This is a genomic window from Pseudomonas sp. SA195 (genome assembly GCF_054131565.1).
Map to the genome: position 1 here is coordinate 1,242,356 of NZ_CP096392.1, position 12,067 is coordinate 1,254,422.

At 63.1% G+C, this 12,067-nt stretch carries 11 protein-coding genes; 5 read left to right on the forward strand and 6 right to left on the reverse strand.

The genetic code is table 11. The features are described from left to right. Positions 1–113: 113 nt before the first annotated feature. The 3 genes from M1D78_RS05690 to M1D78_RS05700 all read right to left on the reverse strand — a co-directional run bounded on the left by M1D78_RS05690 (position 114) and on the right by M1D78_RS05700 (position 2,867). Complete coding sequence (locus M1D78_RS05690; protein WP_437420167.1) at positions 114–1,334, reverse strand: MFS transporter; 1,221 nt, start codon at positions 1,332–1,334, stop codon at positions 114–116. A gap of 141 nt (positions 1,335–1,475) precedes the next feature. Further along, complete coding sequence (locus M1D78_RS05695) at positions 1,476–2,204, reverse strand: substrate-binding periplasmic protein (protein ID WP_437420166.1); 729 nt, start codon at positions 2,202–2,204, stop codon at positions 1,476–1,478. A 129-nt stretch (positions 2,205–2,333) separates the two neighbouring features. Beyond that, complete coding sequence (locus tag M1D78_RS05700) at positions 2,334–2,867, reverse strand: ankyrin repeat domain-containing protein (RefSeq protein ID WP_437420165.1); 534 nt, start codon at positions 2,865–2,867, stop codon at positions 2,334–2,336. Between the two features lie 164 nt (positions 2,868–3,031). On the opposite strand from M1D78_RS05700, the gene M1D78_RS05705 reads away from it, so the two are divergent. Further along, the gene (locus tag M1D78_RS05705) at positions 3,032–3,244 is read left to right on the forward strand and encodes a DUF3820 family protein (protein ID WP_437420388.1); all 213 of its coding nucleotides are present in this window, start codon (positions 3,032–3,034) and stop codon (positions 3,242–3,244) included. A 3-nt stretch (positions 3,245–3,247) separates the two neighbouring features. Here the strand turns inward: M1D78_RS05705 and M1D78_RS05710 are convergent, their stop codons facing one another. Further along, a complete protein-coding gene (locus M1D78_RS05710; RefSeq protein WP_437420164.1) occupies positions 3,248–3,778 on the reverse strand; it encodes a hypothetical protein in 531 nt (176 codons plus the stop codon). A 240-nt stretch (positions 3,779–4,018) separates the two neighbouring features. Between M1D78_RS05710 and M1D78_RS05715 the strand changes: the two genes are divergently transcribed. From M1D78_RS05715 to M1D78_RS05725, 3 genes are all read left to right on the forward strand, one after another. Then, positions 4,019–5,140 carry a beta-ketoacyl-ACP synthase III gene (locus M1D78_RS05715; protein WP_437420163.1) on the forward strand — a complete coding sequence of 374 codons (1,122 nt, stop codon included), beginning with the start codon at positions 4,019–4,021 and terminating at the stop codon, positions 5,138–5,140. 243 nt (positions 5,141–5,383) lie between these two features. Beyond that, a complete protein-coding gene (locus M1D78_RS05720; RefSeq protein ID WP_437420162.1) occupies positions 5,384–6,682 on the forward strand; it encodes an OprO/OprP family phosphate-selective porin in 1,299 nt (432 codons plus the stop codon). An 84-nt stretch (positions 6,683–6,766) separates the two neighbouring features. Beyond that, on the forward strand, positions 6,767–7,900 hold the full coding sequence (locus M1D78_RS05725; RefSeq protein ID WP_437420161.1) for a GNAT family N-acetyltransferase: 1,134 nt from the start codon (positions 6,767–6,769) through the stop codon (positions 7,898–7,900). On the opposite strand, the gene metR is transcribed toward M1D78_RS05725, so the two are convergent. Next, positions 7,897–8,823, reverse strand: a complete 927-nt coding sequence (metR, locus tag M1D78_RS05730) for a transcriptional regulator MetR (RefSeq protein ID WP_437420160.1) — start codon at positions 8,821–8,823, stop codon at positions 7,897–7,899. The two genes, M1D78_RS05725 and metR, sit on opposite strands and share 4 nt — an antisense overlap. 124 nt (positions 8,824–8,947) lie before the next feature. After that, positions 8,948–9,538 carry an exopolysaccharide biosynthesis protein gene (locus tag M1D78_RS05735; protein WP_437420159.1) on the reverse strand — a complete coding sequence of 197 codons (591 nt, stop codon included), beginning with the start codon at positions 9,536–9,538 and terminating at the stop codon, positions 8,948–8,950. Positions 9,539–9,698: 160 nt separating this feature from the next. Here M1D78_RS05735 and metE point away from each other — a divergent pair, with 160 nt between their 5' ends. Next, positions 9,699–11,999, forward strand: coding sequence for a 5-methyltetrahydropteroyltriglutamate--homocysteine S-methyltransferase (gene metE / locus M1D78_RS05740; RefSeq protein ID WP_437420158.1), 2,301 nt, complete (start codon positions 9,699–9,701; stop codon positions 11,997–11,999). Positions 12,000–12,067: the final 68 nt, after the last annotated feature.

Here is a 12,067-nt window from a genome sequence, read left to right on the forward strand (position 1 = left end):
CGATGCAAGCGGGCGGCGCGAGCAAGTCTTTACCGCAGATTGCAATCGTCCAGTCTCTGCTACGCCACCGGGGCGAAGTACGACACTTGGGCTGTCAGGCCGTCGCTGCGCCCTCAGTCGCAGGCAGCGACGGCATTCGGCGCATCATCCGCCGGCTCACGCGCCGTCCAGGCCCACCAGAACACCAGCAACCCGACCGCGCCGGTCGCTGCGCCGATATAGCCGGTCGAGGTCCATCCCAGGCCGGCGCTGATTGCCAGGCCGCCGAGCCAGGGGCCAAGGGCGTTGGCCACATTGAAAGCTGAATGATTGGATGCGGCGCCAAGCGTCTGGGCCTCCCCGGCCACGTCCATCAGATGGGTCTGCAGGGGCGGGCCGAGTGACACCATGGTGCCAACCGCAAACGCGGCTGGAAGGATTGTCCACAGTGAATTAGCGGCGAAAGGGAATACCAGCAGGACCAGAATGCTCCATAGCAAAAGCCAGGCGACGGCTTTGAACCCCAGCTTGTCAAACAGCCTGCCGCCAATAATGTTGCCGACGATTCCACCCATGCCGAACGCGGCTAGGCCTACCGGGATCCAGTTCTCGCCCACGCCCGTGACCTCAAGCATGGTCGGCGCCAGGTAGCTGAACACGCAGAACATCCCCGCAAAGCCGATCGAGCTGATGGCTAACGCGAGCCAGACGGGCTTGCGGTTGAAATCGCGCAGCTCGCGCATGGGGTTGTTGCGCGGTTCGCTGCGATCGAGCGGTAGGAGGATGGCCACCAGCAGAACGGTCAGTAGGGCGATCAGGCCGACCAGCGCGAATGCCCAGCGCCAGCTCAGGCTTTGGCCGAGCCAGGTCGCGGTGGGGTTGCCGATCAGCATGGCGATGGTCAGGCCAGCCAGTACGCGGCTAACGGCCTTGGCGCGCTGGTCGGCCGGCACCATGGAAGCGGCCACGAGCATGGCGACGCCAAAATAGGCGCCATGCGGCAGCCCGGCGATGAAGCGGAACAGCATCAGCGTGTGGTAGTCCGGCGCCATGGCGCTGGCGAAGTTGCCCAGCGCGAAAAAGCCCATCAGCAGAAGCAGCAGGTGACGGCGGAACAGTCGTGAGCCGAGGATCGCCAGCAGCGGCGCGCCGACCACGACACCCAACGCGTAAGTGCTGATGACATGGCCGACCTGCGGCTCGCTGATGCCCAGCCCCTGCGCAACGTTCGGCATCAGGCCCATGATGGCGAACTCGCCGGTCCCGATGGCGAACCCGCCCATGGCCAGTGCCAGTTCGATCAGCAAAATCGCGCGGGCCGACAATACCGGCCTGCCAGTGTCATCTCGGATCATGGATGCCTCAGCGGAGTGGTGACGTGGCACGCCAGCGTCCTGGGGACGGGGTGCCTGAGGGTGCGATCGGGGCGAACACGATAGGCAGCGGGCGCGGCGTGAAGTTCTCACCGGGCCGATGATCGTCGATATGCACGCCGGCTAGTGGTAGCGGGCGAGGAGAGTATCGAACTCGCCGGCCTGCTGCATCTGTCGCAGCGCGGCGAGTATCGCCTCGGCCGGCACGTCGGGCTCGTCGCGCACGATGCAATGGATGGCATAGTCGCTCAGCTGCTCGACAGCCTTGATCGGCTGGTCAGGGTGGTTCCGGTTGTACCAATCCAGTGCGCTGCGTGTGCTCAAGGCGTAGCGGTCACGCCCGGCGGCGAGCTTGGCTAGCACCTGGGCTTCGGTTCGTGCGTCGTCGCGCTGCAAAACGCCGTCTCGAAACAAGGCCTCCGCATCGGGGTAGTCGAACCCGAGTACCGTGCCGATGCGCTCGCCCTGCAGCTGCGCCAGGGCAGTGGCGGGAACGTCCTCAAGGGCGACGAGCAATGAGTGTTGGGTCATGAAGGGCACACTCCAGCGATAGCTCGCGTGCGACTGGTCGAGCCAGGCGGGGTTCATGTAGCAGCTGACATCGACCAGGCCTTCAGCCAGCAGTGGCTGGATGCGCGACCGTGACATCACAAGTTGCTCGGCCGTGCGGCCGACGTGCGCTGCAATTCGCCGATGCAGGTCGTGGAGAATGCCGTTGATGACCTTCCCCTCGGACAGTTCCACCATTGGCATGGTGGAACTGTCGCTGACCGAGAACCGCAGCGGGCGATCGTCGGCCAACCCCGGTGCGCTGGTCAGCAGTAGAAACAAGGCCAGGATGGTTGTACGCATGTCGATCCTTCAGCGCGGTCGACGGTGCGACCGGGTTCGCGAAAGGCGCGATTATCGATGCGGCGCGTCCGTGTGTCGATTCATGCGCTGAATAATGCCCCTAAGCTACTGCGGTCATGGGCTCGTGCATCAACCCTGGACGGCCAGCGCATCGGCCAGCAGCCGGGGTGTGTCCTGGGCGCCCATGGCTTGGGCTGCGGCTAGTGCGCTCACGCCATTGGCGTCGGTGCGTCGCGGATCGGCGCCGCGCTCAAGAAGCAGTTCAACGATGTCGCGACGGTTGAACATGGCGGCCATCATCAAGGCTGTCTTGCCATCCGGAGACGGGCTCTCGACGTCGGCGCCGTGGTCCAGCAGCAACCGCACCATGTCCAGGTTGCCTTTGAACGCAGCGCCTGCGAGCGGGCTCTGGCCCTTATCGTTACTTAGGTGCGGATCGGCGCCGTGCTCGAGCAGCACGCGCGTGGCGTCCAGGTGGCCGTGGTAGCTGGCCAGCATCAGCAGGCTATCGCCATTGTGGTTGCGGATGTTCGCCGGCAAGCCCCGGCCCAGCAGATCGGCCAGCCGCGCGGCATCACCCTTGCGGGTGCTTTCGAATACTTGCTCGGCAAACGCGAGCGCGGCGTCGTCCAGCTCGGGGCGGGTAGTGGGTTGATCCGTCATGTCATGGTCCTCGGTTCGAATACGGCGAAACGCCGCCATTGTGCCGAAGCGGCACGCCCGCTCGGGCGACGGCTTTTCTATCCGACCGATAGCCGGGGCGAATGTCCTGCAGCACACCACTGGGCTATGGCAGTATCGCCGACCCGTTCACTGTGACCGCTGACATGAAGCCCGAAGCCCTCGAACGCCTGGTGACCCAGACGATGCCTTACGGCAAGTACAAGGGTCGGCCGATCGCCGACCTGCCAGGGCACTACCTCAATTGGTTCGCGCGGGTCGGCTTCCCGCCCGGCGAGCTTGGCCAGTTGCTGGCACTGATGCATGAGATCGACCACAACGGGCTGTCCGCGCTGCTCGCACCGCTGCGCCGCCGCTGAGGTTCAGGCCTCGCCTTGCGCCTTGAGCGCGTCGAGGGCCGGTGCGGCGTAGATGCCCACCTCAACCGCCAGCGCCATGACCCGTTCGACATCGCAGCTGTAGACGAGCACGGCCTGCAGCGCGTCATCCAGCGGCTCGCTGAAATCGACCAACACATAGCCGCCCTTCTCCGGATAAAGGCTGCCGAGCTGGGTCTGGATGCGGTTCAACGCCTTGAGCGGCTCGGTCTTGGCGAGCTGCTTGGGCTTGAGCACGAAATCGACGCCCGGGCCAAAGGAGCCGACGATTTGCTCGAACAACGCCTGGTAGTCATCGGCCTGAAACAGCACGGTGTCCGGTAGGCTGCCAACTACGACCCACTCGCCAAGCGGGATAGGGAAGTCGTCGTCATAGTTGATATCCGGGTTGGCCTGCAGGAAGGCGTCCGGGTCGGCATAGGCTTGCGCGGCTTCGTCGGCGATGCGCTCGATATCGGCATCGCCCAGGCAGCCGGAGCTGATCAGGCGGATCAGTTCGGCGAGTGGCTCTCTCATCGGGGAATCCTGGCGGGCTGCGGGGCGGCCAAGAATACCGGAAACGCAGCAGAGCCGTGCCTTCGCGACGCGCCATCGCATACTGTTGCGCGTGTTGGGTTTTCAGCGCAGGGCTGCAGATTCTGTTAGCTTTTCGTGCACAATAGCCGCCATAAACAGGCACGGCGGGCCATGGCGCACGCTGGCTTCGCTCTGTTCCCGCGCCCTATAACGATCCGCCCATTTTCGAGAGGAACGACTGTGCATAACGTCGTCATCAGCGGTACCGGCCTTTATACCCCTGCCCATAGCATTTCCAATGACGAGCTGGTTGAGTCCTTCAATACCTACGCCCGCCGCTTCAACACCGAGCACGCCGACGCCATCGAAGCCGGCGACGTCCAACCGATGCCCGAGTCGAGCTCGGCTTTCATCGAAAAAGCCTCGGGAATCAAAAGCCGCTTCGTCACTGACAAGGCCGGCATCCTCGATCCGGACCGCATGGTTCCGCGCATCCCCGAGCGCAGCAACGATCAGTGGTCAATCCTGTGCGAAATGTCGGTCAAGGCAGCCGAGCAGGCGCTCGAGCGCGCCGGCAAGACGGCTGCCGACATTGATGGCGTGATTGTCGCCTGCTCCAACCTTCAGCGCGCTTATCCGGCGGTCGCTATCGAAGTGCAGGCGGCGCTGGGCATTAAAGGCTTCGGCTTCGACATGAACGTTGCCTGCTCGTCGGCCACCTTTGGCATTCAGAACGCAGCCAATTCGGTCCAGCTCGGCCAGGCAAGGGCGGTGCTGATGGTCAACCCGGAGATCTGCACCGGGCACATGAATTTCCGTGACCGCGACAGCCACTTCATTTTTGGTGACGCCTGCACGGCGGTGGTCATCGAGCGTGCCGATTTGGCCACCTCGCCGTATCAGTGGGACGTGGTCAGCACCAAGCTGGCAACCGAGTTTTCCAACAATATCCGCAACAATTTCGGCTTCCTCAACCGCACCGCCGAGGAATACATGACCAATCCGGACAAGCTGTTCGTCCAGGAAGGTCGCAAGGTGTTCAAGGAAGTCTGCCCGATGGTAGCCGAGCTGATTGGCGAGCACCTGCAGGCAAACGGCCTTGAAGTGGAGCAGGTCAAGCGCTTCTGGTTGCACCAGGCGAACCTGAACATGAACCTGTTGATCGTACGCAAGCTGCTCGGCCGCGACGCCAGCCCGGAAGAAGCGCCCGTCATTCTCGACACCTATGCCAACACCAGCTCGGCCGGCTCGGTGATTGCCTTTCACAAGCACCAGGACGACCTGCCAGCGGGCAGCCTGGGCGTGCTCAGCTCGTTCGGCGCGGGTTATTCCATCGGCAGCGTGATTCTGCGCAAGCGCTGATTGCAACGCTCAAGCGATCAGAAAAGGGTGGGCTTCGGTCCGCCCTTTTTTGTGCGCAGTGGTTTGCGGTAAGCGTGGATGGTCAGATTGGCTGGCGATAAAGCACGGATTTTTTAGTTCCCCCTGTCATGAAAGCTTTATCTAACAGCCACTTGGCTGACACATGCCCTGGCGAAGATGCCGGCAACACAAAGAGCCATGAGCTGTGTGTTTTCCAACGCTAAACCAAAAGGGGAATTTTCGATGATCCGTAAGCACTTCGCCGGTTTCGCCGCCAGCGCCCTCGCTCTGGCCGTTTCCGCCCAGGCTTTCGCCGGTACCGTCACCACTGACGGCGCCGACATCGTAGTCAAGACCAAGGGTGGCCTGGAAGTCGCCACGACGGATAAGCAGTTCAGCTTCAAAATCGGTGGCCGCCTGCAAGCTGACTACAGCCAATTCGATGGCTTCTACACCGTAAACGGCGACAGCGCTGACGCTGCATACTTCCGTCGTGCGTTCCTCGAAATCGGCGGTGTGGCCTTCGAAGATTGGAAATACCAGTTCAACTATGACTTCGCCCACAACGCCGGCAGCAGCGAAGACGGTTACTGGGATGAAGCATCCATCCAGTACTCGGGCTTCAGCCCGGTCAACATCAAAATGGGTCGTTTCGATCCCGACTTCGGCTTGGAAAAAGCCACCAGCTCCAAGTGGGTGACAGCCCAAGAACGTAACGCTGCCTACGATCTGATCGACTGGGCCAACGGCCATCAGAACGGCCTGGGCATTCAGGTCAACGGTACTGCTGGCGACTCCCTGTACGGCTCGCTGGGCCTGCACGCCAAGGACCAAAACGACGTTGACGGCGACAGCGTCAAGCAGTTCAACGCTCGTGCCGTATTCGCCCCGATGCACGAATCTGGCAACGTTTTGCACTTGGGTTTGAACTTCGCTCAGCGCAGCCTCGATGACACCGCCGTTGACGGTCGCATCCGCAGCCGCCTTGGCATGCGTGGCGTGAGCACTGCTGGTGGTAACGATGCCGGCACCAACGGCAACCGCCTGCTGCTGGGTGGCGCAAACAACGCACCGGCCGGTTCGTACGGCGACGATACCGCTATTGGCCTGGAAGCGGCCTGGGCGATGGGTCCGCTGTCCGTTCAGGGCGAGTACATCACTCGCGAAATGGACGCCGACTCGGCTGCTTATGAGGATGTCGAGGCCAAGGGTTACTACGCTCAGGTCGCCTACACCCTCACTGGCGAAGCTCGTGGTTACAAGCTGGGGCGCTTCGATCAGCTCAAGCCGTCCAACAAGCAGATCGGCGCTTGGGAAGTGTTCTATCGCTACGACCATATCGAAGCTGAAGACGACTCGGTCGGCCTGGTTGCGACCAACGACGTTGAAGGCAAGGTCCACAACCTCGGTGTGAACTGGTACGCCAACGAGAACGTCAAACTCAGCGGCTACTACGTCAAAGCCAAGGTAGACAATGCCGAGAACGCCAACGGCGACGACGATGGCGACGGCGTTGTGTTCCGCGCGCAGTACGTGTTCTAACGCTTCACTTCTCCGCTGATGCTCCACTAAGCCCCGTTTCGACGGGGCTTTTTTTCGCCTGGCTTACGGGCCAGACTGATGCACATGCCTATCCAGACGCTTTCCCGCCTTGCCGACCTCGATCCCAATCACTGGGACGCTTTGCTTGGCCCTGAACCGCAGCCGTTCCTGCGCCACGCCTTTCTTAGCGTTCTGGAGGACAGTGGCAGCGTGGGTGGGCGCAGTGGCTGGCAGGCGCGGCATGCCCTCCTGCACAGCGAGCAGGGCGGCCTGATCGCGGCGATGCCGCTGTATCGCAAAACGCATTCCAGCGGCGAGTACGTGTTCGACTGGGCGTGGGCCGACGCCTGCCATCGTGCCGGCATCGAGTACTACCCCAAGCTGCTCTGCGCCGTGCCGTTCTCGCCCGTGACCGGTGCTCGGCTGCTGGGTGATCCCGAGGCAGCGGGGCTGCTGATCGACCGGCTCGTCGCCGGGCTCGCCGGGCAGGGCCAGTCGAGCCTGCACATCAACTTCACCGAGCCCGAAGCCGACGATGTCATGCGCGGGCGAGAGGGCTGGCTGGAGCGCATCGGCTGTCAGTTCCACTGGCACAACCGTGGCTATCGCGACTTCCAGGATTTTCTCGATGGGCTGACATCGCGCAAGCGCAAGCAACTGCGCAAGGAGCGCGAGCAGGTGGCGGGGCAGGGGATCGATTTCGAGCGGCGCGAAGGCCGTCAGCTCAGCGAGGCGGAGTGGGATTTCGTCTATGCCTGCTACGCCAACACCTACCACGTCCGCGGGCAGGCGCCGTACCTGACGCGCGCTTTCTTTAGCCTACTGGCCGAGCGCATGCCTGAGGCGATTTCGGTGGTGCTGGCACGGCAGGGCGGCCGCCCGGTGGCCATGGCGTTCTGCTTGGTCGATGCCGGTGGGCTATATGGGCGTTACTGGGGGTGCCTGGCGGAATTCGACCGGCTGCATTTCGAAACCTGTTTCTACCAGGGCATCGACCACGCGATCGCGGCAGGCCTGTCCCGTTTCGATGCGGGTGCGCAAGGCGAGCACAAGCTGATCCGCGGTTTCGAGCCGGTGATCACGCGATCGTGGCATTACCTCGTGCATCCGGGCCTGCGCGCAGCGGTGGCGGACTTTCTCGATCAGGAGCGGGCCGGCGTGTTGCGCTACGCCGAAGCGGCCCGTGACGCGCTGCCGTATCGGCAAGCGGACGGCTAGCGAGGCTTCGAGGCGGCACTTACACCTTCGAGCGTGGCGAAGGACGTGTCCTTGGCGGTCAGCAGGAAGTCGCGCATGAAAGGGGAATCGAGCATGTCGGCCCGAATGCCGGCATGGAGCGTGGCGAACAGGCCCTTTTCCCCGAGCCGCTTGGCGGTCACGTAGCCGCGGGCGCTGTACTCGTGCAGTGCCCAGTTCGGCAGGCTGCAAACGCCGCGGCCTGAGGCCACCAGCTGCATCATCATGACCGTCAGTTCGGACGTGCGTACCTGCGCCGGTTCGATGTCCTCCGGTTCGAGGAAGCGGGTAAAGATGTCCAGCCGGTCGCGTTCGACGGGGTAGGTAATGAGCGTCTCGCTCGCCAGGTCTTCGGCGCGCACGAAGGGCCGTGTCGCCAGTGGGTGTTGGTTGGCAACCGCAAGCAAGGCTTCGTACGTGAACAGCGGCACGTAAGCGATCCCCGGGAGTTCGACGGGGTCCGAGGTGACGACCAGATCGAGATCGCCCCGGGCCAACGCAGGCAGAGGGGCAAAGGAAAAGCCCGAGGCCAGGTCCAGTTCGACTTCGGGCCAGGCGTCGCGGAACTGGTCGATGGTTGGCATCAACCACTGAAAGCAGCTGTGGCATTCGATCGCCATGTGCAGCCGCCCCGCCGTGCCGCCCGCCAACCGGGCTAGATCGCGCTCGGCACTGCGTAGCTGCGGCAGCAGGGCGTCGGCCAGTTGCAGGAGGCGCAAGCCCGCACTGGTAAAGCGCACGGGGCGGGTCTTGCGCACGAAGAGCTGCAGCCCGAGGCGCTCTTCCAGTTCCTTGAACTGGTGCGACAGCGCCGATTGCGTCAGGTGCAGGCGTTCCGCGGCCTCGACCAGGCTATCAGTCTCGCGCAGCGCATGAAGGGTTTTCAGGTGGCGTAGCTCCAACATGCTGGGCATCCCGTGGTTTCAAAGCATAGAAGCCGGTTGGCGCGCTACAGGCTATGGGGCGCATGAGCCGAGTTCAGGTTCGGCACAGTTTCGCCTAGCCACGCGATGGCGTCGAGCCCGCGCCTCACATCCAGAGGCGGGTGGCCAGAAAGGCCAAGCCGCCGAGCATGGCGATGGAAAGAAGGACCAGCGCGCCGTCCTTCGCCATCATGCCGAGCCCCAGCAGGCTCAGCGCCCCACCCGCGAGGGAGTTGCCGAAGGGAATTAGCTCAAGCGGTGGCATGGTGGCCGCGATCAACAGGCACAACACTGCATTGAGCCGCACGGCAGGCCCGGTCGTCAGCAGGGTCAGACGATGGCGGATGATTCGGTCTACCCATTTCGCGGGCCGTTTGAGAAAGCCCATCGCGCGATCGTATTTGCTTCTGGGCGCACTCCGACGAAGCAGCCACTGCGGCAGCCAGAAATGGTCGCGGCCGATGAGCAGCTGGAAGGCAATCAGGGCGACCATCGCCGCGAAGAAGGTTGGTAGGCCGGGAATGCCCGACAGCGGGGAAAGCACCAACAAGCCTGGAACCAGCAGCAGCGCCCCGAAACTTCGCTGCCCCGTAGCTTCGAGCATTGTCGACAAGGTTACGTCCTGGCCGGGTTCACCGGCTTGCGTCAGGCAGTCGAGAAGGGAACGCAAGTCGTGCGGTTGTTCGTCGCGATTCATGGTCCTTGGCCTGATTGCGGCGTTATCGACTTAGAGTCCAAGCCGCGGGGAAAATCGCAACATGAATGATTTTGAAGTTCAAGCTTAGTAAGTTGAGTTTGTTTCACCAAGAACGCTCCGGGACAATCGGCGCATTCATGAAACGAATTGGAGAACTGAGATGGCTGTTGCGCATTCCCTGGGCTTTCCCCGCATCGGTGCGGACCGCGAACTGAAAAAAGCACTCGAGGGCTATTGGAAGGGCGATCTCGATGAGGCGGGCCTGCGCGACGCTGGGCGCCGCCTGCGTGCGGCTCACTGGCAGCTGCAGGCCGAGGCAGGAATCGATTTGCTGCCGGTCGGTGATTTCGCTTGGTATGACCAGGTCCTGACCCATTCTTTGATGTTCGGCGTCGTGCCGGAGCGCTTTCGCAATCCCAACGGGCAAGTAGCGCTCGACACGTTGTTCGCCATGGCACGCGGGGCGACGCAGGGGTGTTGTGGTGGGGTTCAGGCCCAGGAAATGACCAAGTGGTTCGATACCAACTACCACTATTTGGTCCCTGAATTTAGCGTCGACCAGGCCTTCGAGCTGTCCTGGACGCAATTGTTCGACGAAGTGGACGAGGCGAAGGCGCTCGGCCACCGCGTCAAACCGGTACTGATCGGGCCGCTCACTTACCTCTGGCTCGGCAAGACCAAGGGCGCAACGTTCGACAAGCTGGACCTGCTGGACCGACTGTTACCGTTATACGGCGAGATTCTGGACCGGCTGGCCGCGCAGGGTGTCGAGTGGGTGCAGATCGACGAGCCGATCCTGGTGCTCGATCTGCCTCAGGACTGGAAGAACGCCTACGAGCGGGCTTACAACCTGCTGCAGCGCGCCCCGCTCAAGAAGCTGGTCGCCACCTATTTTGGCGGCTTGGAGGACAACCTCGGGCTGGCCGCTGGCCTGCCGGTCGATGGCCTGCATATTGATCTGGTGCGGGCACCTGAACAGTTCCCGACCATTCTTGACCGGCTGCCGGCTTACAAGGTGTTGTCGCTCGGCTTGGTCAACGGGCGTAACGTCTGGCGTTGCGACCTGGAGCAGGCGCTGGCGGTAGTCCGGCAGGCTGCTGAGCGTCTGGGAGACCGGTTGTGGATAGCGCCGTCGTGCTCCCTGCTGCATGCGCCTGTCGATCTGAATCGTGAAGATCAGCTCGATCCTGAGATCAAGTCTTGGCTGGCCTTCGCCGTGCAGAAATGCGTAGAGGTCGCGGTGCTGGCACGCGGTGCCGAACAGCCGGACGATCCACAGGTGCAGGCGGCCGTCCAGGCCAGCCGGGCCGTCCAGGCCGGGCGAGCTGCGTCGCCGCGTATCCATAAACCGGACGTGCAGGCGCGGTTGGCAGCGATCAAGCCGCGGCACAGCCAGCGTCAATCGCCGTTCGCAACGCGCATCGAACAACAGCGCGCGCGGCTGAATCTGCCGAGCTTTCCGACCACTACCATCGGTTCCTTCCCGCAGACCGCTGCGATCCGCCTGGCGCGGCAAGCGTTCCGGCAGGGCAAGCTCGCGCTGGCCGATTACACCGAAGCCATGCAGGCCGAAATCCGCCACGCGGTCGCGGTGCAGGAGCAGCTCGGGCTGGATGTGCTCGTGCACGGCGAAGCCGAGCGCAACGACATGGTCGAATACTTTGCCGAGCAACTGGATGGCTATGCCTTCACCCGTTACGGCTGGGTACAGAGTTATGGCTCGCGCTGCGTGAAGCCCGCGGTCATCTACGGGGACCTGAGCCGGCCAGCACCGATGACGGTAGAGTGGATCCGCTATGCGCAACAGCAGACCCGCAAGGTCATGAAGGGCATGCTGACCGGGCCGGTGACCATGCTGATGTGGTCCTTTACCCGCGAAGACATCAGCCGCGAGCAGCAGGCTCGGCAGCTGGCCTTGGCGATTCGCGACGAGGTGTGCGACCTGGAGGCTGCCGGCATCGGCATCATCCAGATCGACGAGGCGGCATTCCGTGAAGGCCTGCCGCTGCGCCGCGCGCAGTGGGGCACCTACCTCGACTGGGCCGTGGAAGCGTTCCGCCTGTGCGCCAGTGGCGTACGCGACGAAACCCAGATCCATACGCACATGTGCTACAGCGAGTTCAACGATGTGATCGAGGCGATCGCGGCGATGGATGCCGATGTCATCACGATCGAGACGTCGCGATCGCATATGGAGCTGCTGGAAGCCTTCCGCGCTTTCGATTATCCCAACGACATCGGCCCGGGCGTGTACGACATCCACTCGCCACGGGTCCCGGATACCGCCGAAATGGTCCAGTTGTTGGAGAAGGCGAGCGAGCGGATTCCTGCCGAGCGCCTGTGGGTCAATCCTGACTGCGGCTTGAAGACACGCGCCTGGCCGGAAACCGAGGCGGCGCTGATCAATATGGTCGCCGCCGCCCGCCACCTGCGTGCCGCCCACCGCAAGCAGGTAGCCTGAGGAACGTGGGCGATGCCGGAGGCGCTGCACCGCTGTGCGCGCCCTCCGGTTTTGGCTAAGGTAGCGCT